Below are 26408 nucleotides of genomic sequence, written 5' to 3' on the forward strand. Positions count from 1 at the left end.
GGGGTTGATACGACGCGCGTCCCTACGAGCGGCCATGCCTGCAACCCTGGAAGTCGTCTGTGCCGACGACGATTGCGAGATGGACATGTTCGAGCTGCACTACACCTACGACATGCCCGACGACGTGGGCGTCGAGGACTTCCAGTGTCCGTACTGCGGGGGGACCGACTGCCTCGAAGCCATCGAGCTATGAGGCGGGAGATCGAGGCGTTCGGCGACGCCCTCGTCGGTCGTGCGGGTCGCCTCGCGGGACGCGCCCAGGAACGCCATCCGTTGCCGAACGACCTGCTCGAAAGCGACGACGCCTACCTCGTCGTCTTCGACGCGCCGGACGTCGACATCGACGACGTCCAGGTCAGGTTCGCCGAGGGAACCGTCCACGTCCGTATCGACCGCACCCGCGAGCACCGCGAGGGCTTCGAGATGCGCTTTCCCGGTCGCGGGATGACCCTCGACGGCCACGTCGACCTCCCCACCGGCGTGACCGTCGATCCCGCCGGAGCCAGCGCCAAACTCACCGATACCGGGGTCCTCCGGATCGAGATCCCCAAGGTCGACGACCCAGACGACGGCCCGGTCCGGATCCCGACCGACGAACCCGTCGACGAACCGGACCCGATCGACCCCGACGAGGGAACCGACGACCCCGACGCCTACGATCCAGACGGGAACTGATACGATTCTACCGATCGACCGCTCTCACGCGGGTTACAGTCGTTCGAGCTGAGATTTTTCCGACACCACTGTCGGTCCGTCCGGACGAGCACGGGCTCGACAGTTAGAGGCGCATGTTGATCGTCTTCGTCTGGGAGTAGTGATCGAGGGTCTCCTTCGCCTGCTCGCGGCCGATGCCGGAGTGTTTGTAGCCGCCGAAGGGCTGACCCGCCGGGAAGTCGTTGTACTGGTTGACCCAGATGTTGCCCGCCTCGATGTCGCGGGCCGTTCGGTTCGCCTTCGAGAGGTCCTGGGTGATGACCCCCGCCGCGAGGCCGTACTCGACGTCGTTCGCTCGCTCGATCATCTCGTCGTAGTCCGACCACGCGAAGACCTCCTCGACCGGGCCGAAGATCTCCTCTTGGACGGGGTCGGAGTCGTGGTCGATCTCGTCGATCACGGTGGGCACCACGAAACAGCCGTCCGCGAGCGCCTCGTCCTCGGGCTGGCCGCCGCCGGTGACGACCCGCGCGCCGTCCTCGCGGGCCTGCTCGACGTACGACAGCGTGCGCTCGACCTGTTCTTCCGAGACCTTCGGCCCCAGACGAGTGTCCTTCGAGAGCGGGTCGCCCATCTGAAGTCCCTGTGCGCTCTCGACGAACGCGTCCATGAACTCCTCGTAGACCTCCTCGTGGACGAACAGACGGGTGCCGGCGGTACAACACTCGCCGGTGTTGTAGAACATCGCGAGCATCATCACCCGTACCGCCTGCTCGATGTCGGCGTCGGGGAACACGACGACCGGGCTCTTCCCCCCGAGTTCGAGGGTGACGTCGGTGATGTTCTCGGCGGCGGCCTTCATGACCTCACGGCCGACCGCCGTCGATCCGGTGAAGGAGACCTTTCGGACCTCGGGGTGCTCGGTGAGCGGCGCGCCGGCCTCCGCGCCGTAGCCCGTCACGACGTTGACCACGCCGTCGGGGAGGACGTCGTCGACGAGCCGCACGAGTTCGAGAACCGAGAGCGGCGTCTCCTCGGCGGGTTTGAGCACGACACAGTTCCCGGCCGCGAGCGCCGGCGCGAGCTTCCAGGCTGCGATCAGGAGCGGGAAGTTCCACGGCACGACCGCGCCGACGACACCGTAGGGCTCGCGGATCGTCTGGATGGTCTTCCGGTCGTCGGTGGGGACCGTCTCGCCGCCGTGGGTGCGGACCGCGCCCGCGAAGTAGCGAAACTGGTCGGCCACCAGCGCGACGTCGGCCCGCGCCTCCCGGATCGGCTTACCGTTGTCGAGGGTTTCGAGCGTCGCGAGGTCGCTTCGGTGTTCCTCGATTCGGTCGGCGATCCCGGTCAGCACGCGCTGGCGTTTCGTGGGGTCGGCCCCCGACCACTCCGAGTCGTAGGCCGCCCAGGCCGCCTCGACCGCGCGGTCGATGTCCTCGCCGGTGCCGGCCTGGGCTTCCGCGAGCACTTCACCCGTCGTCGGGTCGCGGGTCTCGAACGTCTCGCCCGAGGCGCTCTCGACCCACTCGCCGCCGATGTAGTGGCGGGCGGGGTCGTCGGGGACGAGCTCCTCGCGGGCGTCTGCGTGGCGCTCCCGAATCGCGTCGCGGCTGTCGTCGATGGACCGGGTTTCGGATGACATGGTGGTACACTCGGCGTCCGTCCGGGCGCAGTGGGCGTCCGTCGGACCGATGGCCGGCCCTTCGGCCCGCTTGCTTTTGCCGTTTGTGCCCACCCACGATGGGACCGACGGAAGCGGATCGAGTTCTACAGCAGCCAGCGCACGAGCGTCGCGAACGTCGCCGTCGTCACCGGAATCGCGAGGCCGACGACGGTGATCTGGCCCATCGCGAGGTACTGCCCGAGGTCGCCGCTCGCGAGGAGTGTCGCCGCGAAGACGACCCAGACCAAGACACCGAATCCAAGCCCCGCGAGCAGCGCACGTTTTCGGGTCTCGGCGGCGAGCCCCACGAGGGCACCGCCGAGGAACAGCCCGGCCCAGTGGAGGGCGGCGGCAACCAGTCCCACGAGGATGGCGACGACCATCGTCGCCCATCGCAGTCGTTCGTCGGTACGGAACTCACGAACGCGGCCCGTGAGGCTCACCGGTCACTCCCGCGCTCGAAGGATATCGTGGGTGTGCCCCGTATCTCCAGCGTCATCGGTTTGTACTCGCCGTCCGCCCAGCGTCCGAGCTGGTCGTCGTAGTGGTCCGTGAAGTAGTTCCCCGAGTTCCCGCCGGGGAGCACGCCCGCCGACGGCCCGTCCATCGGGACGACCATCCGCCAGCTACTCCCCGTCGGGTTCTCGACGGCGTAGTTGTTCACCGTCGCGCGCGAGCCGTCCGTCGGACGCGTCGGATATTCGAGGAAGTCGAGCCCGAGCGGGTGGTCGATCGCGTCGGTGGTGTTGTAATCGCCGTAGGTCCCCTCGCCCGCGTCCTCGATCCCGTCGAGGGCTCGTCGGAGCGCGCGCACCATCACCTCGTCCCGCGATTCGTCGCCGAACCACCGGCTGTCGGGGTCGAGGTGGTGGAGCACCCAGTCGGCGGGGTAGTAGGACTCGTCGAGGCCGTGGCGCTCGAACGCGGGCGAGAACGTCAGGTCGCGGTAGCGCTCGAACCAGTGGACGAAGACGAGCGCGGCGAGCGAATCGCGTTCCATCCGGTAGTCCCACGCGTCGAGCGCGTCGAGGGAGTCCGTGAGATCGCCCGTGTCGTCGGCCTTGCGTGCGGCGCGAACGAGAACGGGGGTGAGCGCCTTCGCACGCAGGTCGAGCGCGTCGCGTTGCATCCGTTTCATGAACGCCGGGTCCATCGGCGTTCCCGAGTTCGCGCGCCGGTCCAGCAGGTCGTAGATCCGGATACCACGATAGGGGTCGGAGTAGGCTTCCGCGAGGTAGTGGGTCGGCCGGTCGACCACCCGCTGGTTCGCCGACCCGAGGTAGTCGGGGTTCACGACGTGGGGCTTCTCGTCGAACGGGACGAACCCCTCCCACGACGAGGTTCCGAAGGGGGTGAATCCCGACCACTCGCCCTCGCCCGCCGAGCCATCGAAGACCCGATCCCCCGTAACTTCCTCCCCGTCGACCGTTCGGATCGGGATCTTCCCGGTGACGTAGAAGAGGGTGTCGCCGTCGCGGTCGGCGTACACGAGGCTCTGGGTCGGCGAGTCGAAGCGCTTCGTCGCCGCCAGCATGTCGTCGAGCCCCGAACACCGGCTGTACTCGTAGATCGCGTGCGTGGTCCGGGTCGCGGTGTGGCCGGTCCACGCCACCCCGACTTGCCGGCCCTCGCGTTCGATCACCGGCCCGTGAACGGTCTTTCGCACCGTCACCTGCCGGTCCTCGCCGCCGCTGACCGCGATCTCGCGCCGTTCGGTGTCGAACTCGCGCCACCCTCCCTCGTACCGATACTCGCCGTTTCGGGTGTCGTAGCGATAGAAGTCGATCACGTCCGCGCCGGCGTTGGTGAAACCCCACGCGCCGGCGTCGTTCTCGCCGATGACGACGAACGGCACCCCCGGAAACGTCACGCCGCGGACGCTCACGTCGTCGGTTCGGAGGTTCATCTCGTACCAGACGGGTGGGGCCATCAGACTCAGGTGCGGGTCGTTCGCCACGATGGGCGCGCCGCTCTCCGTGTACTCCCCCGAGACGACCCAGTTGTTCGAGCCGACCCCCAACGGGGACTCGAACTGGCCGAGCCACTCGACGAACTCCGGCTCGACGGCTGTCTCTTATACACATCTNGAGACGACCCAGTTGTTCGAGCCGACCCCCAACGGGGACTCGAACTGGCCGAGCCACTCGACGAACTCCGGCTCGACGGCGTGGGATCCCGTCGAGCCCCGATTCGCTTGGTTTCCCGCTCCACCGTTCCCGTTCCGGATGACCGGCGAGTCGAAGTCGTATCGGTTCGGATAGAGGTCGTTCGCCGCGCGCCTTCCGAGTCGGTTCGCGACGAGCGCCTTCCGGAGGGTGCGGAAACTCCCCGTGAGGTTCCAGGCGATCTGCTTTTGCATCAGCATCGTGTCGACCGGCGTCCACGGGTCGGGGTCGTACTCCAGCAGCCCGAACTCGATCGCCGACGGGTCGTTCGCCAGGACTCGGTTGACGCCCGTGGTGTAGGCTTCGACGAGCGCGCCGGCACGGGTCTCGCCGAGGAGCTGCCAGTTCGCCCGCGCCGCGCCCGCGAACTCCATTTTGACGTGAAACTCGTCGGAATCGAGCGTCGCGTCCCCGACCACCGCCGAGAGTTCGCCGCGCATCTGCCGGCGCTGGAGGTCCAGTTGGAAACCCCGGTCGCGCGCCTGGGTGTACCCGACCGCGAAGTAGAGCGCCTCCTCGGTTTCACCCGTGACGTTCGGCACGCCGTACTCGTCGTAGCGTACCGTGGCCGCCCCGTACGGGCTTTCGACCGTCCGATCCGTTTCTTCGGTCGCCTCCCACGCCGATCCCGAGAGCGGGGCGAACCGTTCGAGGTAGCCCCGCACTGGGGAGAAGGCCGTCCCGACCGCTCCGCCGGCGAGGATCGCGCCGACGAGCGCCCGGCGTGTGAGGTCACGACTCATGGATTACGTGAGTCGTCTACGGGATATAACGGCGTGGATGCGACTCCGCCGTACCGACCGTATCCGTCGAAAATAGGCGGTCCGACCGACCACGAACGTCGTCCGTTCAGTGGTCGTCGGCGTCTTCGTAGACCCAGGTCGCGGTGCCCTGCTCCCAGTCGACGAGTTCGTCCTCGTCGAAGAACAGGTCGATCTCGCGCTCGTTCGCGCCCTCGTCCTCGTGGTCAGACCCGTGGATGAGGTTGTGGCCGAGGTCGTTGCCGAGGTCGCCGCGGATCGTGCCCGGCTGGGCCTCCTGGGCGTCCGTCGCGCCCATCATCCGCCGGACCTGCCGGGTGGCGTCCGCGCCCTCCCAGACCATCGCGAAGACGGGCCCGCTCGTGATGAACTCGACGAGGCCGTCGAAGAACGGCTTGTCCTCGTGCTCGCCGTAGTGTTCGTGGGCGAGCTCCTCGTCGATCTGCACGAACTTCCCGGCGACCATCTTGAGGCCCTTGCCTTCGAGCCGCGAGACGATCTCGCCGACGACGCCGCGCTGGACGGCGTCGGGTTTGGCCATCACGAACGTCCGCTCGTCGTGGTGGCTCACTGGTCGTCCTCGTCGTCCGCTTCCTCGCGGTCCTCGTCGACGACCGTTTCGTCGGCCTCGTCCTGGGAGACGGTCTCGTCGCTGGTGCGTTCGACGTCCTCCTCGGTGAACTCGGCATCGTCGTCGACCTCACGCTCGGTCTCCTCGCCGACGTTCACCTCGGCGTCGCTCTCCTCGGGGACGTCCTGGTCCTCCTCGATGTCGGGGTCGCTGCCGCCGGCGCGTCGACCCTCGACCTCGTCGAGTTCGTCGGTTTCGGCCCCGGCGTCGACGACCTCGTCGGGGTCGTCGGTCGGCACGTCGTCCGACTCCGTGTCGACCGCCGCCGCCGCGACCGCCTCGGCGTCGGACTCGCCCTCGACGGTGTCGATCTCGTCCGCGACGGTCTCGTCGCCCTCGGTCGTCGGCTCCGCCGCGACCTGCTCGGCCGCCTCGGGGGTGCCCGCCTGGTTGGCCCCGATACGCTGTCCCTCGGCGGTCCACTCGAGGTCGCGCGAGGCCCGACCGAGTTCGGCGTTGTTCTCGCACTTCGACGAACAGAAGTGGACGACGCGACCGTCGACGTGGACGTACATCGTGCCGGTGCCGGGCTCGATGTCCGACCCGCAGTAATCGCACGAACGCGTCTCGACCATCAGCGACCCCCGATGGCGTCGGCCTCGCGAGCGGTCTCCTTGAGCTGGATGATGTCGCCCTCGCGGACCGGGCCGATACAGTTGCGCGTGATGATCCGACCGCGATTCTCGCCCGCCTGGATCCGACAGTTGACCTGCATCGCCTCGCCGTGCATCCCGGTCTTACCGACGACCTCGATGACCTCGGCGGGCGTGGAGTCAGTTCCTTCGGAGCTCATGGTCCTATCGGAGGTCCTCGACCTTGCCGGTGATCTCCTCGACGTCGGACTCGGCATCGCCGGCGTCCACGATGGCCGCCGCGGCGCTGCCGACTTCGAGGCCGGCCGCGTGGCCGACGTCGTCCTGGGTCTCGACGAACACGAACGGGATCTCCTTCTCGTCGGCGAGCTCGGGGAGATGCATCACGATCTCCTCGGGGCTCACGTCCTCGGCGATGTAGACCAGCGAGGCGTTGCCGCGCTCGATGGCCTTGGTGGTCTCGTTCGTGCCCTTCTTCACGGTGCCGGTGTCCCGAGCGACCTCGAGCGCCTCGATGGCGTCGTCCTCGAGGTCCGCCGGAACGTCGTAGGTAACGTAAACTGACATTGGTTGGTCCTTCCCGCGCGCGGGTTCGGGCTCCCCCGCCGTTGCAAGAACCGGCGATGGTCCTTGGCTGCTCGCCGAGAACCGCTCGACGGCGAGCGAATCCTTGAGAGGCTAGGAGCTTCACAACCCCGCGCAGGCTGTAGACTGCGGTAGCGGAGCACCGCATAAAAGCGCTTTCAAACCGCCCACACCGTGTGAGCCGAGCGCACGACAGCGACCGGTGAACGGGTCGGATCGCGGATCGGGAGCGGTCCCACTGCCGACTCGTAGAGGGAGTAGATTCAACTCCCCCGTCCACATCGATTTCGTATCATGTCCACACCCGACGTTCTCGTCGCCGGGGAGACGCTGATCGACTTCATCCCGGATCAGCCCGGACCGCTCTCGACCGTCGAATCCTTCTCGCGGCGAGCGGGTGGCGCGCCCGCGAACGTCGCGGTCGGCCTCGCACGGCTCGACCGCTCGCCGTGGTTTCTCACCAACGTCGCCGAGGACGCGTTCGGCGAGTTCCTCGTCGATGGCCTCCGGGGTCACGGGATCCCCCAACGGTTCGTCACCCGCGACCCGGACCACCAGACGACGCTCGCGTTCGTCGCCCACGACGCGACCGCCGACCGTGAGTTCTCCTTCTATCGGACCGAGACCGCCGACCAGTACATCGACCCCGGCGTCGTGGACGACGACGCCCTCGATTCGACCTCCTGGGTCGCCCTCGGCGGGGTCGCGCTCGCGAACGAACCTGCACGGTCGCGCCTCTTCGAGTTCGTCGAGCGCGCGCGGGACCACGGCTGTGCCGTCGTCTTCGACCCCAACACCCGGCCCGAACTCTGGGCCGACGAAGCGACCTTCGAGACCGTGCTCGAACGGATGCTCTCGCTGACCGACGTCCTCAAGACCTCGGCCGACGACCTCCTCGGAACCCGGTTCGCCGACGGGGGATCGGTAGATACGGACTCGCTGTTCGAGGTCGGCCCGCACACCGTCTTCGCGACCCGTGGGTCCGCCGGCGCGCGCGCCGTTTCGAGCCACGACGCACCCTGGGGAGCCGTCGACGAGACCCACCCCGGCTACGCGGTCGGCGCTGTCGACACCACGGGCGCGGGCGATGCCTTCCTCGCGGGCGTGCTCGCCGGTCTGGTCGACGACGAGCCGCTCGACGAGGTGCTCGGGTTCGCCAACGCGGTCGCGGCGCTCACGACCACCGACGCCGGCGCGAGCACCGCGCTCCCCGACCGCGCCGCCGTCGCCGAGTTCCGTGTCGAAAACGAGTAGCTGGTCGGGTCCACTTCACCGGCGGACCGCGTCGCGCTCGCCGACGAAGACGTCGAGTTCCTTTCTCGTCGGGAGGCCCTCGGTGTCGCCCGCGACGGTCGTCGCGAACGCGCCGACCGCGTTCGCCGTCTCGGTGGCTTCGACCGGACCTTGGCCTTCGATCCGACTCGCGAGGAAGCCGGCGGCGAAGCCGTCGCCCGCGCCGACGGGGTCGACAACGCGCTCGACGTCGTAACCCGACACCCGTTCGGTCGTCGAGCCATCGGCGACGACCGCGCCGGCCGCGCCGAGTTTGACGACCGCGGTCCCCGCGCCGTGGTCGAGACACGCCGCCGCGATCGCCTCGGGGTCGTCCGTTCCGAACAGCGCGGCCCCCTCCTCGATACCCGGGAGGACGATGTCCGACAGCGAGACGAGGTCGAGCATGGTCTCGCGCATCCGTTCGTCGGACTCCCAGAGCTTCCGGCGAACGTTCGGGTCGAACGAGACCGTCATCCCCGCCTCGGTGGCGCGTTCGGCCGCCAGGAGCGTGGCGTCACGACACGACTCGCTGAGGGCGGGCGTGATCCCGGTGAGGTGGAGGTACTCGGCGTTCGTCAGGTAGTCCACGGGGAGGTCGTCGGGGCTCATCAGCGACGCCGCGGAGCCGTGTCGGTAGTAGTGGACGGCGGGTTCGCCGAACTCACGGCGCTCCTTGAACATGATGCCCGTCGGTGCCTCGTCGGTGAACTCCACCGTCGTAGTGTCGACGCCCTCGCCACGGACGAAGAACTCGAGGTACTCGCCGTGCGGGTCGGTACCGAGTTTCGAGTACCAGCCGACGTCGTGGCCGAGCCGCGCGAGACCGATGGCGACGTTGGTCTCGGCACCGGCGAGGCTCTTTTCGAACTCGTGGGCGTGTTTCATCGGGCCCGTCGTCGACGGGTAGACGAGCACCATCGTCTCGCCGAGGGTGACCACGCGGGATGACATGATGGTCGGTGTTTACCCAGGGTGGTGGTATGCGTTCCGGGTTCGGGCGACCGACCACTCCTCATCAGTCCGGGGGTCGGAATCCGCTATCGCCGTGTCAGTCCCCAGTTCCACTGCGGAAGCAGTCTCTCCAGTCCCGCCACGATGTGGGGAAACAGCCGGACGGCACCGAGCGCGAGGCCGACCGCGACGACGAGCGACCCGACCGTCGAGCCCGTGGCGACGTCGACCGCCGCGCCGCCGGCCGCCACCGCGACGACGGTGACGCTGTGATAGACGGGGCGGACGAGGAAGAGCACCGGCGTCGCCGCCGGCCAGTCGAACGACGTGAGGCCGGTCCGAACCGTCCCGATCGCCAGCGTGAGGGTCGTGACGCCGACCAGCGCGGCGAACTTCACCGCGGCGTTCTGCGGTGCGGCCATCAGCGCTAGCAACCCCGGAATACCCAGCACGGCGACCTCCGCCAGCCCGAAGAAGACGTTCTCGACCCATCGCTCGACCCCGACCTTTCGGACGGCTCGCGGTCCCGCCTTGCGCCGCTCGGTGGTCGGGTCGGTTCCACGTTCGCTCATGTGGTTTCGAGGGGCTCCACCCGCCGGATCACTTCTCGTCGCGGCTCACTCGGATGACCTGCATCAGCGACTCGACCGGGACGCCTTCGAGCTCCTCGACGCCGTTCTTGTCGACGAGGACGCCACAGCCGACCGGTGTGCCGCCCTCATCGGTGATGGCGTCGATGGTCTCGGTCATCGTCGTTCCACTCGTAATGGTGTCGTCGATGACGTAGCACTCCCGGCCCCGGATCTCGGCGAAGTTCCGCGAGAAGTTCCCGCTGAGGTCCTCGATGTCGCCCTCCTCCCACTGGTGCTTTCGGGGCGCGTAGGTCGCGAGGTCGGCCCCGAGTTCGAGCGCCACGGTGGTCGCGAGCGGCGTGCCGGCCTTCTCGATCCCGACCACGAGGTCGATCTCGGTGTCGTCGTGGCCGCCGAGGAGGTCCGCCATCGCGTGCCCCACGTCCGAGAGTCGGGTGCTGTCCCGACCGAGCGCGCTCCAGTCGACGTGGATGTCCGAGAGGTGGTCGGTCGACGCCGGGCTCTCGGTCGTCGTGGGCTGGGTGCTCCCGCCGCCGCGTTCGACAAGCCAGCTCGCGGTCTCGCGCGAGACGTTGAGTTCGTCGGCGATTTCGCCGTTCGAGAGCCCCTGACCAGCGAGCTCGTTCGCGCTCTCGATGAGGTCGTCGACGTTTTTCATGCGGGAGGGTTGGCCCGGGCTGTAATAGGTGTGTTGTCCCACTTTTTTCCTCCTCGGGTGCGCTGGCGCGCACCACTCCTCGCAAAAACCTGTTCTGTCGAGTGAAGCGAGACAGAGCTCGGAAGAGCGCGGCTCTTCCAGTCGACTAAAAGGGCTGCTCGTGCCCTCGCTTCGCTCGGTCACTCGCAGTACGATTACTTCCAACTATTCCGCACAGCACAGCACCCGCCACCGCCGAAGCCCTCGGCCCTCACTCCGTTCCCGTGAGCGGAGCGAACGGTGGCACGGAGCTTCGCTCCGCTCAGTGACGAAACGGCGAAGCCGTTTCGAACCACGTGCTCCGGAGTTCGGCCCTCGCCCTTCATCCACCAGGAGAGCACAGCTCCCCTGAGCCTCGACTCACTGCCGTTCGCCGAGACACCAGGAACCGCCACCACAACCGCCGCGACCGCCACCGCGGGCCGCAACCGCACCGCCGCGGCCGCCGCCAACGGATACCGACCCCCCTTGATCCCATCGACACAGCCTACCATCGGGCGAGAGAATTTAGCGCCCCGACTCGGAACCCTCGGTCGAGAGCATCATGGCAGACGACCTCACCGAACCCGCCGAGTTCGACCCGGACGACGTACTGACCCTCGACGACCCCTCCTTCGTACCCGAGAACGTCGCGCTCGTCACGGGCGGCGGCTCCGGGATCGGCCGGGCGACCGCGCTCGCGCTCGCGCACAACGGGCTCACGGCCGTCGCGACCGACGTCGACGACGAGGGTCTCGACGAGACCGCCGAGAAACACGACGAGCTGGACCTCGACGGCGCGATCCACACCGTCTCCGGGGACCTCACCGACGACGAAGACATCGAACACATCGTCGAGGTCGCGGCCGAGCAGGGTCAGATCCGCTTTCTCGCGAACATCGCGGGCCTGCAGACGGTGGCCCCGATCGAGGAGTTCTCGATGGACGACTACGACCTGATGCAGCAGGCGATGCTCCGCGCGCCGCTCTACCTCACGAAGCTCTGCCTGCCCCACATGCGTGCCGGCGACGGGGGCGGGGCGGTCGGAAACATGTGCTCGATCCACGGCCACTACGTCACCCGCGACAAGGTGGCCTACAACATGGCGAAGTTCGGGCTCCGCGGGCTGACCCAGTCGATCGCCGCCGAGGGCGACGGCGACGTTCGGGCCTTCTCCTTCTCGACGGCCTACGTCAAGACCCCGCTGGTGACGGACCAGATCGCCGACACCGCGGAGTCGCGCGGGATATCGGAACGCGAGGTCGTCGAGGACGTGATGCTCGGCGAGGCCAGAGTCAAGGAGATGATGGAGCCCGTCGAGGTGGCGAACGTCTTCGCGCTCGGCTTCTCGGGCCACGCCAAACACCTCGACGGCGGCGACCTGCTCTTCGACGGCGGCTACACCCTGACCTACGACTGATCAGTAGGTGTCGAGGTCGGTCCCCACGGAACAGACGTACTCGCCGGTGGCCACCTGCGGCAGTCGGCGGGTACGCCAGAAGACGCCCGCGGCGTCGGCGGTCGCCTCGGCCTTCACCGCGCCGAACGCGTCGGTGATCCGGAACAGTCGGTCCCCGCGCTCGACCCGGTCGCCGAGGTCGACGAGGAACTCGACGAGGCCGCCCGCCGACGCGCCGTACTGCTCGAAGCCGGTGGCCCGGACCTGTTCCCCGCCGCTGGCCGTCCCCTCCACGAATCCGTACTCCCGAAGGACGTTCTTCACGCCCTCGACCCCGACCTCGACGCTCTTCTCGTCGAAGCCCACCGACCCGCCGAGCTCGGGGTCGATGGTCGGGACGCCCTCGTCGGGCCCCGCGCGGGCGAGCTGGCCGTCGGGTCCCTTCTGGTCGAGGACGTAGCCGCAGTCGAACGTCTTCGCGAGGTCGAGACACGCGTCGTGGAGCCGGTGGCGCGGGCCGCAGCGCACTCTGGTCTCGCGGATCATCCGACTGGTCGAGCCCTGGTGGAGGTCGAGCACGAGGTCGGCACTCGTCGCGATGTCGAACGTCGTCGCCGCGATTCGTTCGGAGGAGGTGCCCCGGTTGTCGCCCGGGTAGGCCCGGTTGAGTTTGGTGTCGTCGATCGGGTTCCGGTGTTCGGCCACCCGGAAGCCGTGGACGTTGACGATCCCGACGACCAGTATCGTCCCGGCGATCGCCTCCGGGTCGAGCTGGGGGACGAGCCGTCGGATGACCCCGACGCCGTTGAGTTCGTCGCCGTCGCTCGCGGCCTGGAGATAGAGGGTCTTGCCGTCGTCCGCACCGTTGATAACACAGACGGGGAGACCGACGTCCGCACCGTCGCGACTCTCGCCGACCGACAGCCGACCGGTGTCGACCTCGCCGGGAGCGGCGCTCGCGGTTCCGAGGCTCGTCATTATCCGAACACGACATTTCGACCGCCTTTAGCCGTTCGATATCGACGGCGAACCGACGCGATTTTGCCGCCGCCAGCGGTAGCCCAGCCGTGGCAGACACACCCGACCGCCCCCCGACCACGGAGTTCCTCGCGGCGCTCTCGGTCGCGCGCAACGCCACGGTCGGACTCGCCGTCGGGGTCGCGCTCGCGGTGCTCGCCTACGTCTACCGGGTGTTCGCGCTCGCCGGGCCGACCGCCGACACTCGCGGCTCGCCCGTGCTGTTCGCCCTCCTGGCCGTGACCCTCGCCCTCGCCGCCGCGGCAGTCGTCGCCGTCGGGCTGACGCTGGTGTCGGCCTACCGCCTCGCTCACGAGCAGTAAACTCCCCGTCCGCCGTTCCCGCCCCTCCTACTGTGCGTCCGATGTCTCCCCGCAGGCCTCGCGAAGCCGGTCGGCCCCGGTTCGTGGTCCCTTCGCCAGCAGGACGTTCTCCGCCCGGAGCTCGGTGTTCGGCCCCGGCGAGACGACCCAGTCGTCGCGCTCGTCGGCCGCCGACGCCTCGTTCACCCGGCGGACCCCTATCACTCGCATTCCGGTCTCGGTCTTCACCATCGCGTCGCCGAGCGTCGTGCCGTCGAGGTCGCTGCCCGCCGCGATCCGCTCGCGGACGAGCACCTCGTCGGACTCGCTGACGGCCTCGGCGATCACCGGATGCGAGGCGATCCCGCGGAGGACACCTTCGCTGATCTCGAGGGCGGCGTCGGAGATCACCTCCGTGCTTCGCGCGAGGTGGACCAGCCCCCGCAGGGAGACCGGGTCCTCGACCCGGCCCGCCGCCCGGAGGGTCCAGGCCTCGAAGCGCGACTGGAGCGCGTCGACCTCGGCTTCGAGGTTCAGTACTTCCTCGGCGAGGGCCTCGCTGTCGAACAGCACCGCGCCGTAGGCCAGGTCCACCGCGAGTTCGCTCATGTTCTTCATCAGCACCACCGAGTCCATCGCGCGTTCGAGGTCCGGGGTGTCGGGTTCCGGCGGGTCGGGCGGAACGTACGCCTCGCCGGTGGTGCTCTGATAGACCCCCGCGATGCCCTCTTCGAGACCGCGGAAGAGCACGACGTCGGCGGGTTCGAGGTGCGTTTCGCGCTCCGGGTTCAGGATCCACTCGCCGGCCCGCCGGATCGCGATGGCTCTGACCCCCGTCTCGGTTTCGAGGTTCAGCCCGCCGAGGGTCTCCCCGGCGAACCGGGAATCGGGGTCAACGCGGGCGCGCACGAGGGTCTCGACCGCCTCGGGGAGCGCCGCCCGGATCGCGTCGGGGAGCCGAATGTCCTCGAGGACGACCTTCGCGATGTCGCCGGTCGCGTCCGAGACCTTCTCGGTCGCGCCGACGATCCCCAACACCGGGGCGAGCGCCTCGGCGTCGTCGGGGGTGCGCGAGGCCATCAGCAGGCTCATGTGGGTCCTGAGCTGGAGGACGTCCATCTCGGATTCGAGCTGGAGGACCTCCTCGGCGACCTCGTCGCTGTCGAGGAGCACCGCCGAGTACGACAGGTCGATCATGAGCTCGGCGATGTCCTTCATCTCCGCGAGGAGTCGCTTGACGCTGCGCGGCTCGTAGTCGACCTCGCGTGCCATGCTCGACGTTCGTCCGGGCGGGCAAAAGCGTTGCTCGCGCACGTGCGTGGGGAAACGGTAATACTTTTCCCGGCAGGTCGGGTACAAGCGCTATGGCAGACGACCTCCAGAAGGGGCTCGATGAGGTTCTCGTGGCCGAATCCTCGTTGAGTCACATCGACGGTGACGCCGGACAGCTGGTCTATCACGGCTACGATATCAAGGACCTCGCGCGCGAGGCGAGCTTCGAGGAGGTCCTCTACTTGCTCTGGAACGACGAGCTCCCCGAGCGCGACGACCTGGAGGCGTTCGTCGAGGACCTCTCGGCGGAGTACACGATCGAGGAGGGCGTGGTCACGACGCTCGAAGACCTCGTGGCGGCGGACGAGCGCCCGATGGCGGCGGTTCGGACCGCGGTGTCGATGCTCTCGGCCTCGGACGACGAGGACGCCGAACCCGGCGACATCGACGCCGTCCGCCACCAGGGGCTCCGCATCGCCGCGAAGTTCCCGACGATCCTCGCGGCCTACGACCGCCTCCGCAACGGCGAGGAGCCCGTGGAGCCGAACGAGGAGCTCTCGTACGCCGCGAACTTCCTCTACATGCTCCACGGCGAGGAGCCCGACGACGTCGCCGCCGAGACCTTCGACATGGCGTTGATCCTCCACGCCGACCACGGCCTCAACGCCTCGACGTTCACCTCGATGGTGGTCGCGAGCACGCTCGCCGACACCTACAGCTCCGTCACCGGCGGCATCAGCGCGCTCTCGGGCTCGCTCCACGGCGGCGCGAACCAGGACGTCATGGAGGTCCTGCTCGAACTCGACGAGAGCGGTCAGGACCCGACCGAGTGGATCGCCGAACAGATCGACGACGGCCGCCGCATCCCCGGCTGGGGCCACCGCGTCTACAACGTCAAGGACCCGCGCGCCGAGATCCTCACCGAGAAATCCGAGGACCTCGGCAACGCCTCCGGCGAGAAGAAGTGGTACGACTACGCCGCCGCCATCGAGAAGTACCTCACCGAGGAGGAGGACTTCCCGAGCAAGGGCCTCGCGCCAAACGTCGACTTTTATTCAGGAACTGTCTACTACCAGCTCGGCATCCCGCTCGACATGTACACCCCGATCTTCGCGATGAGCCGGACGGCGGGCTGGGTCGGCCACATCCTCGAATACCAGTCCGACAACCGCCTCATCCGCCCGCGCGCCCGATACGTCGGCCCCACGGACGAGGAGTTCGTCCCGATCGACGAGCGATAACCGGTTTCCGAGCGCCGGTGCGCGAGCGAGCGCCATGCTTTTATCACCGCCGGCCATCGCTTCGCGCATGACCCGGGGCGAGCAGCGATGAAGGAGTCGTTGATGGAGATCATCCGGTGTCCGATGGACAAGCAGGAACTCGAACTCGAGCCCATCCAGGAGTCCGATGACGAGGTGCTCGAAGGCCGTCTCGTCTGCACCGAGTGCGGCGAGGAGTACCCGATCGAGGAGGGGATCCCGAACCTCCTGCCGCCGGACATGCGCGACGACCCACCGGCGTGAGCATGGCGGGCGAATCGAGCGACTCCACGACGCTCACCGTGTACCTCAACCGCACGGGGCTCCACTCGATAGACGTCCCCGAGAGCTTCGCGAGCGCCGACTCGTTCGTGATCGAACTCGAGAACCACGGCGAGGGGACCCACGTCCACCTCCGGCTCGACGAGGCGCTCTCGGGGGTCGCCTCGGTGCCGTCGAGCAACCACTACGTCCGTCCCGGCGCGACGACGCGCATCCCGGTGAGCGTCACCGACCCCGGCCCGGCCGGTGGCACGCTCACCATCGCGACCGCCTACGGGAGCCAGACCGAGACGGTCCCGCTCACCATCGAACCCAACGCGGGCAAGCGCCGCGTCAAGATCGACGAATCCCTCATCGAGCGCTCCGGGGGCGGGAGCCTCACGGGATCGGGGAGCGTCGAACCGACCCGCTCGACCTCTTCGAGCGCCCCACGACGCACGGGGTCGACGGGCTCCTCGGCGTCGGCCGGCTCGACCGGGGGCTTCAGCACGCCCGCCCTCCTCGGGGCCGCGGCTGTAGTCGTGATCGTCGGCATCGTCCTCCTCTTCCTCTCGGACGTCGTGGCGGTCTACATCGGCGCGCTCGCAGTGCTCGTCGGCGTCATCGCGGCCGCCTACCTCGTCCTCTACTGATCAGGAGTCCTTCTCACGGATCCCCTCGAACCCGCCGTCGTCGTCGAGCCGCTTCGCCCGGAGATACCGCGCCCGATAGCGGTTCGCGCCGTCGCCGACGTCGGCCTCGCGGACCTCGTCGACCCGGCCGTCGGCTACCGCCTCGATCAGGGTCTCGATCTGGCCTCGCTCGCTCGGCGTGAGTTCGATCTCGTAGGTTCGCGGCTCCTCGCTTTCGAGGATCGCCCACTGGCGCGCCGCGGCGACCACCAGCGAGCAGGGCTCGCGACACGGGAACACACCGTCGCCGCGCGGCACGTCGAGCTCCGTACTTCCGTCCTCGTCCCACTCGCGGCGCTTGAGACACTGCGAGTCCACACAGCAGGCCGCCGCGAGGTTCTCGACCCCATCGACGTCGAGGTCGTCGACGACGCCGTAGATCCCGGTCTGGCGCTCGGCGGTCTCGCGGAAGTGGGTGACGTCGAGGTCGCCCTCGCGCTCGCGGTGCCAGTTCGCCACCGTCGCGGGGTAGAAGAACTCGACCGTTCTGACGAGGTCGCGACCGTCGAGCGCGGGGAAGACCCACCCGGTGGCGAGCGTCGGTGCGGTCTTGAGCGGTCGGTACTCCCCGTCGTCGTCGAGGGTGGCTAGCTCGCGGGCGTCGAGCGGGTCGTCGTGGTGTTCGAGGTCGTCGACTTCGACGTCGACGTCGGCGGTGTGACGGAGCTCGTAGACGCGTTCGCCGTCCTCGCCGAGCCCGGCGGTGACCAGGAGCTGGCCCCACTCGCGCGAGAGGCCGGCGACGAGGCTCTCGTAGCGTTCGCGCACCCCCACCTCGTCGGCGCGTTCGACCCACCGGAGATACGCCTTCGTCGCGCCGTCCAGCCCGTTCCAGTACTCCCAGTTCGAGACGAACCACGGGTTCTCGGTCGCGAGCGCGTCGAACTCGGTCTCGGAGAGGTCCGCGTGGCTCACGCCCGGCGTCTCGAAGGTGTAGCCCGACCCGTCGTGGGTCACCGAGAGGCCGTCGCACGCGACACCGTCGGTGGCGGCCTCGCGAAGCGCGTCGAGTTGGGAGTCGTTCATCTAGTCCCCCGCCGCCGGGGTCGCGGTCCGTCGGCGGACGATGTCGAGCGCCTCGGTGACGTCCGCCCCCGCGTCGGCGGCGCGTTCGAGGATCACGTCCGCCATCAGGGGTTCGGTCCCGACCGCGCCCGCGTACCAGATCCGGTGGCCCTCGACCTCCGCCGGGATATCGTAGCCCTCGCGGTAGTCGTCGGTGAGTCCCATGTCCTCGGGGATGTCCTCCTGGGTGTGGTAGCCGTCGGCGACGAACAGCGGGACGACGACGACGTCCTCGCTCTCGAAGTAGTCGGCGACGTCGTCGACCTCGGGTTCCTCGTCCATGAAGAGCGCCTTCACTTCGGCGAACCGTTCCATCTCGCGTACCCGGTCGGCGTGGTACTTCACCGCCTTCGCGGAGTTCTCGTTTCTGTCGGTGCCGTGGCCCACGACCGCGAGGCCGACGTCCTCGCCGACGTCGGGATCGCCGGTGACGGACTCGGCGCGCTGGACGATCACGTCGGTCATCGAGGGGTGGGTCCCGGCGGGCCCACAGTAGTGAATCGTTTTCTCGACGTCCGCGGCGGTGAGGGTGGCGGTGTCGGCGTCGGTCCCCGACGAATCCCAGAGCGAGACGTCCCAGCCGTCGAGCCGGAGTTCGCGCGGGATGACCTGCTCGGTGAAGTAGCCCTCCGAGATGAACAGCGGAACGACGTAGACCTCGTCGCTGTCGAGGGTCCGGAGGACCTCCCGGAAGGAGGGTTCCTCCTTCCAGAACGCCTCGCGGACCTCGGCGAACGCACCGGACTCGCGGACGGTGTCGGCGTGGGCGAAGGCCGGACCGTGCGAGCCGGGATTCAGGTGCGAACCGTGGGCGACGATGACGAGCGCCGGCATACCCGTCCTACGGACGACGGCGATTTAGTGGCTTCGTCTCCCGAACCCCCGGTCCGGCCGGTCGACCGGCTACGGCGTGATGACCGCTCGGCCCTCGATCTCGCCGTGTTCGAGCTTGGCCGCGACGTCGTTGATCTCGTCGAGCCCGTAGCGCGTGGTCCGGAGGTCGACGTCGCCGCGCTCGACCAGCGCGACGAGTTCCTGGAGTTCGGTGTAGTTGCCGACGAGACTCCCCCGGTAGCTGAAGTCGCCGTTGACGAGCGCCTGGGAGGGTTCGTGGACGTGGCCACCGTAGCCGATGACCGTGTGCGCGCCGCCCGCGGCGACGATGTCGGGACCGAGTGCCGTGGTCTCGTCCGCCCCGACGAAGTCGAGCACCGAGTGTGCCCCTACGCCGTCGGTGATCGCCTCGATCTCGCTCGCGACGTCTTCGTTCCCCGGGTCGATGGTGTGGTGCGCACCGAGGTCGTCGGCCAGCGAGAGCGCCTCGTCCTTCATGTCGACCGCGGTGATGGTGACGGGGCTCATCGCGTCGAGACACTGGAGCCCGATGTGACCGAGCCCGCCGACCCCGATCACGACGGCGTGGTCGCCGGGGTTGAGTTCGCGCGAGGCGCGTTTGACCGCGTGGTAGGCCGTGATACCCGCATCGGCGTGGGGCGCGATGTCGACGGTACTCACGCCCTCGGGCAGCGGGATCACCGCCCGCTCGTTCGTGCGGAGGGAGTCGGCGAACCCGCCGTCCGTCGAGAGGCCGGGGAACGCGAGGTCCTCGCAGTGCATGTCGTCGCCGAGTCGGCAGGGCCGACACGTCCCGCAGGTCATCACGGTGTGACAGATCACCGGGTCGCCCTCCTCGACCATCGTGACGTCCTCGCCGACCTCGACCACCCGGCCCGCGTTCTCGTGGCCGAGGGTCATCGGGAGGTCCTGGGGCATGTACTCCGCCCACTGCCCCTCGATCACGTGGTTGTCGGTCTGACACCATCCCGCGCCTTCCACCTCCACCACCACGCCGTCGGGGGTATCGGCCTGCGGTTCGTCGACCTCGTCGATCGAGAGCGCGTTCTCCATCTCCTCGGTGTACTCGTGGAGTCTGGCTGCTTGCATGTGACCACACCGCCGTAGGACTGTCACGGTCAAAAATGTTCGTACCGAGATCGGGGCTCCCAGCCGCTTTCCGCAGCCAAAAGACGTATGATAGTCAAACACAATCGATGATGTGCAATGTACCGGCACGAGGGATCGGATGTCTTCGTCATCGACGCGCACGTCCACCACTGGGACGCGAGCACGGAGAACATCATCCACGAGGGCGGCGAACAGTTCATCCGGTGCTTCCACGACTATCACACCGCGTTCACGCCGGAGGAGCGCCAGTGGAGTATCGACGAGTACCGGAAGTACAGCGCCGAACGGATGGTCGAGGACCTCTTCCGGGACGGCCACGACGACATGGCGGTCTTCCAGCCCACCTACCTCGGCGAGTTCTACGAGAACGGGTTCAACACCATCGAGGACAACGCCGACCTGGCCGAAGAGTACGAGGACCGATTCGTGCTCAACGGCCGGTTCGACCCCCGAGAGGGCGAGGCGGGGCTTCAGGAACTCGAACGCCAAAAGGACGAACACGACATCACGGGGGTCAAACTCTACACCGCCGAGTGGAAGGGTGACTCGAAGGGCTGGCGGCTCGACTCGGAGGACTCCTTCGAATACTTGGAGAAGTGTGCCGAGCTCGGGATCACGAACATCCACGCCCACAAGGGGCCGACGATCCGGCCGCTGAATCGCGACGCCTTCGACGTGCGGGACGTCGACGACGCCGCGACCTCGTTCCCCGAACTCGACTTCATCGTCGAGCACGTCGGCTTCCCGCGGTTCGACGACTTCGCCCACATCGCGACCCAGGAGACCAACGTCTACGGGGGACTGGCGGTGGTCGCGCCGATGGCGCTGGCCCGTCCACGAAAGTTCGGCGAGATCATGGGTGAACTCCTCTACTGGGTCGGCGAGGACAACATCCTCTTCGGCAGCGACTACGCGCTCTGGGAACCCGAGTGGGTCGTCGAGGCCGTGATGGAGGCCGAACTCACCGAGGAACAACGCGACGAGTACGGCCTCGAGTTCGACCTCGAAACCAAGAGGAAGGTCATGGGCGAGAACGCCGCCGAACTCTACGACATCGACATCGAGGAACAGAAGGAGAAGCTGGCCGACGACGCCATCAGCGCCGAGTTCGACCTCGGCGACCAGTACGGGGGTGCCACCGCGGACTGATGGCCGCCACTGCTCAGCCGACGACCGACGACGTTCGCGCGCGGCTCTCGGCGGTCGACGACCCCGAACTCGACGAGTCTATCGTCGACCTCGAGTACGTCCACGACCTCACGATCGACGGGTCGGAGGTACTGGTGACGCTCGTGTTGCCGACGGCGTGGTGCTCGCCGGCGTTCGCGTGGATGATGGCGACCGGCGCGCGCGACGAACTCGAAGCCCTGCCCGAGGTGACGACCGCGACGGTCACCCTCGACGACCACATGCACGCGAGGGAGATCAACCGCGGCGTCAACGAACGGCTCGACTTCGAGACGGTCTTCGAGGACGCCGAGGACGACATCGAGGCGGTCCGTCGAACCCTCGCCGAGAAGGCGCGCGTGAGCCGCCAGTACCGTGCCGTCGACGCGCTGCTCGATGCGGGGCTCGACGCGGCACAGGTCGTCGCCCTCACCCGCGAGGACATCGACGTCGAGCACGGGACGGACGACGCGCTGGTCTATCTCGCCGACGACGCGTTCGCCGTGTGCGTCCCGGCCGACCCGCTCGCCGACCACCTCGAAAAAGCGGTCGAGGTCGGGCTCGTCCGGGAGCCGACCGACCGGATCTTCGCCACCGTCGAGGAGGAGCCGATCGAGGCCGACGACCTCGCCCACGAACAGCGCCGCGCACGGCTGACGGGCGCGACCATCTCCGGACAGGGAACCATCTGTGAGGGGCTCGATCGGGCGCGAAAACTGAAGGGCGACTAGCCGGAGCCTTCGATCCCGTAGGACCCGCCGAGACCGTACCGACCACTCTCGACCCACTCGCCTTTCTCCCAGCCGCAGGCCGGACAGACGTCCTCGTGCCAGTCGAACTCCTCGCTACACCGCTGGCACATGACCTGACGGGGTGGGCTGTCCTCCGCGAGCTGCCGGTCGTCGCTCTCGTCGTTCGATGCCATCCCCCTTCCCTACACCACGAACCATCATATACGTTCGGGAGGGTCGGCCTCAGACGATCCCGTTGTCGCGCAGGAGGTCGGCGAGAACGTGGACGTAGAGCACGACTCCGGTCAGGAACGCGATCGGCCGACTCACCCGCGACCAGAGCCAGGTCAGCACGCCGCCGACCACGACGTGGCTCAGGATCCGGAGGCTCGCCATCCCGCCCGTCCCCTCGAAGAGGTTCTCTTGGTCGGTGAAGACGCGCATCGGGTTCCGGAGCACGTCCACGGTGTGTCGCCAGTCGCCGACGCGGAGCCGTGCGAGCACGAAGTGGTCGAGGTCGATCAGCACGCCGAGCCCGACGCCGTAGGCCGCGAGCAGCCCCAGACGACGCGAGGGGTAGCGATCGCGGAGTTTCGCGAGGACGACGCCGACCACCGGGACCGATAGCAGGAAGTGCTCGCCGGAGTTCATGACTCCAGTAGAACGGTCGTCGCGGTGTGTTTTTCGTTCCTACTCCGTCGCCTCGATCGAGAACGTCGGGCCGTCGTCGGTGTCCTCGATCTCGACGCCGAGGGCTTCGAGTTGGTTCCTGAGATCGTCGGCGCGGTCGTAGTTGCCGGCGGCGCGTTCGGCCTCGCGGGTTTCGAGCACGAGTTCGACGAGTTCGTCCGCAAGCCGCACGTCCCCCTCGTCCTCCGCCTCGCCGAAGCTCAGCCCGAGCACCCCGCCGCCGAGCTCCTCGAACGTCTCGACCACCGCCAGGAGCCCCTGATAGTCGTAGGGCTCGCCGGCGGCCCCGCGGTCGTCGAGGTGGCGGTTGACGACCGTCGAGAGTTCGAGTAGTGAGGCGAGCGCGCCCCGGGTGTTGAAGTCGTCGTTCATCGCGGCCTCGAACGCCTCACGGGTATCGTTCGTCGAGTCACGGAGGACACTGTCGGGCGATTTCGAGGACGTGTGCGAACCGTCGAGCACCGTCTCGGCGCGCTCGTGGGTGCGTTCGAGGCGCGCCGCCCGCTCGACGGCCTCCTCGATGGCGTCCTCGCTGTAGGTCTGGGTGGTGTTGTAGCTTCCCGAAAGCAAGAACGTGCGGACCGCGTTGCGGCCGTACGTCGCGAGCGCCTCCTCAACAGTAATAAAATTCCCGAGGCTGGTGCTCATCTTCTCCTCGCCCATCGCGAAGAGGTCGGCGTGGAGCCAGTAGCGGGCGAATTCCTTCCCTGTAGCGGCCTCGCTCTGGGCGATCTCGTTTTCGTGATGTGGGAAGACCAGGTCCCGCCCGCCGACGTGGACGTCGATGGTGTCGTCGAGGTGGGTCATGCTCATCGCCGAGCACTCGATGTGCCAGCCCGGTCGGCCCGGCCCCCACGGCGAGTCCCAGACCTCACCGCTCGGCGGGTGGTCCCCGACCGGGCGCTCGTCGGGGCGATGGTCGGCGAGCGCGTTCGGCGAGACCCCGTCGGCCTTCCAGAGCGCGAAGTCGGCGGCGTGACGTTTCTCGGAGCGCTCGTCGGCCTCGCCCTGGGCCTCGATGTCGTCGAGGCGCTGGTTCGAGAGTTTGCCGTACTCCTCGAACGTCGTGACGTCGAAGTACACCGACCCGTTCGACTCGTAGGCGTAGTCCTTCTCGACCAGCGTCTCGACGAGGTCGATTATCTCGGGGACGTGTTCTGAGACCCGTGGGTAGACCTCGGCGCGTTTGAGCCCCAGCGCGCGCATGTCGGCGAGGGTTCGCCGGATGAAGCCGTCCGCGACCGCGTTCTCGGAGTCACCGAGGTCGTTTTCCCCGACGCGGGCGACGATCTTCTCGTTCACATCAGTAAAGTTCTCGACGTGGCGGACGTCGTAGCCGAGGAACTCGAGCCAGCGGTGCATCACGTCGACGTGGGCCCAGGTGCGCGCGTGGCCGAGGTGAGCGCGGTCCGAGACCGTGAGCCCGCAGTAGTAGAGGAGAACGGAGTCGGGGTCGCGTGGCTCGAACGGCTCGCGCTCGCCGGTCAGGGTGTTCTCGACGCGCAGCGTCATGGGGTTCCTACGCGTTCGAGCGTTTCAATCCGTCGGAGTCCCCACAACCGGGACCGCCGACAGCGCGTTCTCGACCGTACGCACGGCGTCGGGGGCGTCACGCCGCTCCACGACCACGACGAGCGCGTCGCCGGCGACCCCCGCGGCCTCGGCCTCGATGGCCTCGACGGCGAACCGAGAGAGGACGTGTCCGAGCGCGGCGGGATCGACCGCGCCCGTGGCGAGCACCCCCGTGAGCGAACCCCCGTCCGCGAACGTGCTGTCGCCGACCGCGAGCACGGTATCCTCCGGATCGGCATCGGTCGCGGGGCCGATCCCGCTTCGCATCGTGACCCGTGCCTCGCGGGAGGCGGTCTCGGGGTCGGGGAGGGCCTCGGCGTAGCGCCGGAGCGCGGCCGCGACGGGTTCCGCGTCCCCGATATCGAGGAATCGCGCGGCGGCGGTGTAGTTGATGACCCCGGCCCGGAGCGCCTCGTGGACGAACGGCTGTTCGTGGACGGCGCGTCTGGTCTCGGCGGCGACGGACATGGTTCGAGGTCGACGAGGACCACGAAAAGACCGACGACTCCATCGGGGATCCGACGACGTCGTGCCGAGCACACCACCGTCATGCAGCCAGTGGCCGTCGCACACGATTTATCCGACCGGCGGTCGTACGGTCGGGGGTATGACGGACACCGATGTCGCGATCGTCGGCGGTGGCCCGGCCGGACTCAGCGCGGCGCTGTTCACCGCGAAGAACGGGCTGGAGACCCAGTTGTTCGACACCGACCAGACGTGGATGCACAAGGCCCACCTGTTCAACTACCTCGGGATCGAGAGCGAGGACGGTTCGGCGTTCATGGAGGACTCGCGCGCCCAGGTCGACGAGTTCGGCGTCGAGCGCCACCAGGGGGCAGAGGTCACCGCCGTCGCGGAGAACGACGACGGCTTCACCGTCTCGACCGAGGACGAGGAGTACGAGGCGAGCTACGTGGTTCTGGCGACGGGCGCGAAGCGCGACCTCGCCGAGGAGTTGGGCTGTGCGTTCACCGACGAGGACGTGGTCGACATCGACGTGACGACCGAGACGAGCGTCGAGGACGCCTACGCGACGGGCGCGATGGTCCGCGCCGAGGAGTGGCAGGCGGTCATCGCCGCGGGCGACGGTGCCGCGGCGGCGCTCAACATCCTCACGAAGGAGAAAGGCGAGCACTACCACGACTTCGACGTGCCCGACGACGCTCAGAACTCGTAGTCGAGTTTCGTGCCAACCGGACGTGCGTCGCACGTCTGGTGACGCCGAATAACCGGGAAACACAACCCGTAAACACGCACTCGTCGTCGAAGCGCGTGTGAGCACCCGTTCGGTCGTCGGTATCGAGCGCGGGACGCTACCGTTCGTCGCGCTCGGGGTCGCCGTGGTCGCGGTGAGCACCAGCGCCATCCTGGTTCGGTACAGCGCCGCGCCGAGCCTCGTGAAGGCGTTCTACCGGGTGCTCTTCACGACCCTCTTGCTGCTGCCGTTCGCCCTCGTTCGCCACCGCGACGCGTTCGCCCGGCTCACCCGTCGGGATTGGCTGGCTGCGGGGGCTGGCGGCGTCGCGCTCGCGCTCCACTTCGCGTCGTGGTTCGCGAGCCTCGAACTCACGAGCGTCGCGGCCTCGGTGACGATCGTCCAGTGTCAGGTGCTCTTCGTGGCGGCCGGCGCGGCGGTGTTCCTCGACGAGTTCGTCACCCGGCGTACCGTCGCGGGGATGCTCCTCGCGCTCGTCGGGATCGTGGTGCTCTCGGTCGGCGATGCGTCGGGGGGCGTGGTCGCGGGCAGTGCCCCGCTCGTCGGTGACGCGCTCGCGGTAGCGGGGGCGGCCTTCTCGGCGGGCTACGTCCTCGTGGGGCGGGTGCTCCGCCAGCGCATCCCGCTGATCCCCTACGTCGTCGTGGTCTACTCGGCCTGTACCGTGGTGCTCCTCGCGCTCGTTCTCGCCGACGGCGCACCTCTGACGGACTACCCGCCGCGCGAGTGGCTGCTCTTCCTCGGGATGGCCGTCGGCCCCGGCGTCTTCGGGCACACGGTCCTCAACTGGGCGCTCGGTCACCTCGAATCCAGCGTCGTCAGCGCCTCGCTGCTCGGCGAACCCGTGGGGAGCGCGCTGCTCGCGCTCGTGTTGCTCGGCGAGGTCCCGACCCCCGCGACCGTGGTCGGCGGCATGGTGATCCTGGCTGGAATCACCGTCGTGGCGCGCGCACGCGGTCGGCGCGAACGACAGTGAGTGCCGACCGCGAATCGGCGTGCGAGGTCTGCGCGAGCGACGCGAGCGCGGGCTTGACAGAGCAAAGCTCTGCCAGTGGATGAACGAAACGAGCGGAGCGAGTGAAGCGAATCGGTTGGGGAGGCTCGTGGCTGTTGCGGGGCGGTGCTGTGCGGAGCGGTTGCGGTGGGTGGTAAGTGGTTGTACCGCGAACGAGCGGCGCGAGGTTCGACTGAAAGGAGAACCTCGATGCGAACGGGGAACGAGGCGTGGCCGACCACCGGGAGGTGGTTCG

The 26408-nt window shown here is 68.2% G+C and carries 30 protein-coding genes and 1 pseudogene; 12 read left to right on the forward strand and 19 right to left on the reverse strand.

Annotated features, from left to right (window positions below; all coding sequences use genetic code 11):
* Nucleotides 1–34: 34 nt before the first annotated feature.
* A complete protein-coding gene (locus tag C447_RS18260) occupies nt 35–193 on the forward strand; it encodes a DUF7559 family protein (protein WP_007695110.1) in 159 nt (52 codons plus the stop codon).
* Nucleotides 190–675 (forward strand): Hsp20/alpha crystallin family protein, encoded by a 486-nt coding sequence (locus tag C447_RS14145; protein ID WP_007695111.1) that lies wholly within the window; start codon nt 190–192, stop codon nt 673–675. The genes C447_RS18260 and C447_RS14145 overlap by 4 nt, the downstream gene beginning before the upstream one ends.
* 103 nt (nt 676–778) lie before the next feature.
* Here C447_RS14145 and C447_RS14150 read toward each other — a convergent pair whose 3' ends face one another.
* The 7 genes and pseudogenes from C447_RS14150 to rpl7ae all read right to left on the reverse strand — a co-directional run bounded on the left by C447_RS14150 (nt 779) and on the right by rpl7ae (nt 7037).
* On the reverse strand, nt 779–2299 hold the full coding sequence (locus C447_RS14150; RefSeq protein ID WP_007695112.1) for an aldehyde dehydrogenase family protein: 1521 nt from the start codon (nt 2297–2299) through the stop codon (nt 779–781).
* Nucleotides 2300–2424: 125 nt separating this feature from the next.
* A complete protein-coding gene (locus tag C447_RS14155) occupies nt 2425–2763 on the reverse strand; it encodes a hypothetical protein (protein WP_007695114.1) in 339 nt (112 codons plus the stop codon).
* A pseudogene (locus C447_RS19005) lies at nt 2760–5228 on the reverse strand (penicillin acylase family protein). Before C447_RS19005 ends, C447_RS14155 begins: the two are co-directional and overlap by 4 nt.
* A 106-nt stretch (nt 5229–5334) precedes the next feature.
* The gene (ndk, locus tag C447_RS14165) at nt 5335–5817 is read right to left on the reverse strand and encodes a nucleoside-diphosphate kinase (RefSeq protein ID WP_007695116.1); all 483 of its coding nucleotides are present in this window, start codon (nt 5815–5817) and stop codon (nt 5335–5337) included.
* Complete coding sequence (locus C447_RS14170; RefSeq protein WP_007695117.1) at nt 5814–6452, reverse strand: 50S ribosomal protein L24e; 639 nt, start codon at nt 6450–6452, stop codon at nt 5814–5816. The genes ndk and C447_RS14170 overlap by 4 nt, the downstream gene beginning before the upstream one ends.
* The gene (locus C447_RS14175; protein WP_007695120.1) at nt 6452–6670 is read right to left on the reverse strand and encodes a 30S ribosomal protein S28e; all 219 of its coding nucleotides are present in this window, start codon (nt 6668–6670) and stop codon (nt 6452–6454) included. The genes C447_RS14170 and C447_RS14175 overlap by 1 nt, the downstream gene beginning before the upstream one ends.
* Nucleotides 6671–6674: 4 nt before the next feature.
* On the reverse strand, nt 6675–7037 hold the full coding sequence (gene rpl7ae, locus C447_RS14180) for a 50S ribosomal protein L7Ae (RefSeq protein WP_007695122.1): 363 nt from the start codon (nt 7035–7037) through the stop codon (nt 6675–6677).
* Nucleotides 7038–7349: 312 nt separating this feature from the next.
* Here rpl7ae and C447_RS14185 point away from each other — a divergent pair, with 312 nt between their 5' ends.
* On the forward strand, nt 7350–8309 hold the full coding sequence (locus C447_RS14185) for a carbohydrate kinase family protein (RefSeq protein ID WP_007695123.1): 960 nt from the start codon (nt 7350–7352) through the stop codon (nt 8307–8309).
* Between the two features lie 15 nt (nt 8310–8324).
* Here C447_RS14185 and C447_RS14190 read toward each other — a convergent pair whose 3' ends face one another.
* The 3 genes from C447_RS14190 to gfcR all read right to left on the reverse strand — a co-directional run bounded on the left by C447_RS14190 (nt 8325) and on the right by gfcR (nt 10532).
* Nucleotides 8325–9281: a sugar kinase gene (locus C447_RS14190; protein ID WP_049904537.1), complete on the reverse strand. Its 957-nt coding sequence runs from the start codon at nt 9279–9281 to the stop codon at nt 8325–8327.
* A gap of 86 nt (nt 9282–9367) precedes the next feature.
* On the reverse strand, nt 9368–9853 hold the full coding sequence (locus C447_RS14195; RefSeq protein ID WP_007695127.1) for a hypothetical protein: 486 nt from the start codon (nt 9851–9853) through the stop codon (nt 9368–9370).
* A gap of 28 nt (nt 9854–9881) precedes the next feature.
* On the reverse strand, nt 9882–10532 hold the full coding sequence (gfcR, locus tag C447_RS14200; protein ID WP_007695128.1) for a transcriptional regulator GfcR: 651 nt from the start codon (nt 10530–10532) through the stop codon (nt 9882–9884).
* Between the two features lie 583 nt (nt 10533–11115).
* On the opposite strand from gfcR, the gene C447_RS14210 reads away from it, so the two are divergent.
* Complete coding sequence (locus tag C447_RS14210) at nt 11116–11970, forward strand: SDR family NAD(P)-dependent oxidoreductase (protein ID WP_007695129.1); 855 nt, start codon at nt 11116–11118, stop codon at nt 11968–11970.
* Here the strand turns inward: C447_RS14210 and C447_RS14215 are convergent, their stop codons facing one another.
* On the reverse strand, nt 11971–12927 hold the full coding sequence (locus C447_RS14215; protein WP_007695130.1) for a succinylglutamate desuccinylase/aspartoacylase family protein: 957 nt from the start codon (nt 12925–12927) through the stop codon (nt 11971–11973).
* Between the two features lie 89 nt (nt 12928–13016).
* Between C447_RS14215 and C447_RS14220 the strand changes: the two genes are divergently transcribed.
* Nucleotides 13017–13289 carry a DUF7536 family protein gene (locus C447_RS14220; protein WP_007695131.1) on the forward strand — a complete coding sequence of 91 codons (273 nt, stop codon included), beginning with the start codon at nt 13017–13019 and terminating at the stop codon, nt 13287–13289.
* A gap of 27 nt (nt 13290–13316) precedes the next feature.
* On the opposite strand, the gene C447_RS14225 is transcribed toward C447_RS14220, so the two are convergent.
* Nucleotides 13317–14540, reverse strand: a complete 1224-nt coding sequence (locus C447_RS14225; protein ID WP_007695132.1) for a potassium channel family protein — start codon at nt 14538–14540, stop codon at nt 13317–13319.
* A 92-nt stretch (nt 14541–14632) separates the two neighbouring features.
* Between C447_RS14225 and citZ the strand changes: the two genes are divergently transcribed.
* The 3 genes from citZ (at nt 14633) to C447_RS14240 (ending at nt 16713) form a co-directional block, all read left to right on the forward strand.
* Nucleotides 14633–15781, forward strand: a complete 1149-nt coding sequence (gene citZ / locus C447_RS14230) for a citrate synthase (protein WP_007695133.1) — start codon at nt 14633–14635, stop codon at nt 15779–15781.
* 87 nt (nt 15782–15868) lie between these two features.
* Complete coding sequence (locus tag C447_RS14235; protein WP_007695134.1) at nt 15869–16063, forward strand: methytransferase partner Trm112; 195 nt, start codon at nt 15869–15871, stop codon at nt 16061–16063.
* Between the two features lie 2 nt (nt 16064–16065).
* A complete protein-coding gene (locus C447_RS14240; RefSeq protein WP_007695135.1) occupies nt 16066–16713 on the forward strand; it encodes a DUF7524 family protein in 648 nt (215 codons plus the stop codon).
* On the opposite strand, the gene C447_RS14245 is transcribed toward C447_RS14240, so the two are convergent.
* The 3 genes from C447_RS14245 to C447_RS14255 form a co-directional block, all read right to left on the reverse strand.
* A complete protein-coding gene (locus tag C447_RS14245) occupies nt 16714–17778 on the reverse strand; it encodes a DR2241 family protein (protein WP_007695136.1) in 1065 nt (354 codons plus the stop codon).
* On the reverse strand, nt 17779–18651 hold the full coding sequence (locus C447_RS14250; protein ID WP_007695137.1) for a CbiX/SirB N-terminal domain-containing protein: 873 nt from the start codon (nt 18649–18651) through the stop codon (nt 17779–17781). It lies immediately after the preceding gene.
* A gap of 69 nt (nt 18652–18720) precedes the next feature.
* On the reverse strand, nt 18721–19761 hold the full coding sequence (locus C447_RS14255; RefSeq protein WP_007695138.1) for an NAD(P)-dependent alcohol dehydrogenase: 1041 nt from the start codon (nt 19759–19761) through the stop codon (nt 18721–18723).
* A 117-nt stretch (nt 19762–19878) separates the two neighbouring features.
* On the opposite strand from C447_RS14255, the gene C447_RS14260 reads away from it, so the two are divergent.
* On the forward strand, nt 19879–20931 hold the full coding sequence (locus tag C447_RS14260) for an amidohydrolase family protein (RefSeq protein WP_007695139.1): 1053 nt from the start codon (nt 19879–19881) through the stop codon (nt 20929–20931).
* Complete coding sequence (locus C447_RS14265; protein WP_007695140.1) at nt 20931–21680, forward strand: iron-sulfur cluster assembly protein; 750 nt, start codon at nt 20931–20933, stop codon at nt 21678–21680. The genes C447_RS14260 and C447_RS14265 overlap by 1 nt, the downstream gene beginning before the upstream one ends.
* Here the strand turns inward: C447_RS14265 and C447_RS14270 are convergent.
* Genes C447_RS14270 through C447_RS14285 form a run of 4 tightly spaced genes read right to left on the reverse strand, consistent with a single transcriptional unit; the run spans nt 21677 to nt 24410 of the window.
* Nucleotides 21677–21874 (reverse strand): hypothetical protein, encoded by a 198-nt coding sequence (locus tag C447_RS14270; RefSeq protein ID WP_007695141.1) that lies wholly within the window; start codon nt 21872–21874, stop codon nt 21677–21679. The two genes, C447_RS14265 and C447_RS14270, sit on opposite strands and share 4 nt — an antisense overlap.
* 49 nt (nt 21875–21923) lie before the next feature.
* Nucleotides 21924–22331 carry a hypothetical protein gene (locus tag C447_RS14275; RefSeq protein ID WP_007695142.1) on the reverse strand — a complete coding sequence of 136 codons (408 nt, stop codon included), beginning with the start codon at nt 22329–22331 and terminating at the stop codon, nt 21924–21926.
* A 39-nt stretch (nt 22332–22370) separates the two neighbouring features.
* Nucleotides 22371–23882, reverse strand: a complete 1512-nt coding sequence (gene cysS / locus C447_RS14280; protein WP_007695143.1) for a cysteine--tRNA ligase — start codon at nt 23880–23882, stop codon at nt 22371–22373.
* 24 nt (nt 23883–23906) lie between these two features.
* The gene (locus tag C447_RS14285) at nt 23907–24410 is read right to left on the reverse strand and encodes a DUF7523 family protein (protein ID WP_007695144.1); all 504 of its coding nucleotides are present in this window, start codon (nt 24408–24410) and stop codon (nt 23907–23909) included.
* 139 nt (nt 24411–24549) lie between these two features.
* Here C447_RS14285 and C447_RS14290 point away from each other — a divergent pair, with 139 nt between their 5' ends.
* Complete coding sequence (locus C447_RS14290; protein ID WP_007695146.1) at nt 24550–25119, forward strand: NAD(P)/FAD-dependent oxidoreductase; 570 nt, start codon at nt 24550–24552, stop codon at nt 25117–25119.
* 97 nt (nt 25120–25216) lie between these two features.
* Complete coding sequence (locus C447_RS14295; protein ID WP_007695148.1) at nt 25217–26134, forward strand: DMT family transporter; 918 nt, start codon at nt 25217–25219, stop codon at nt 26132–26134.
* The last annotated feature ends 274 nt before the right edge of the window (nt 26135–26408 follow it).

This window comes from Halococcus hamelinensis 100A6, assembly GCF_000336675.1.
Taxonomy (GTDB): domain Archaea; phylum Halobacteriota; class Halobacteria; order Halobacteriales; family Halococcaceae; genus Halococcus; species Halococcus hamelinensis.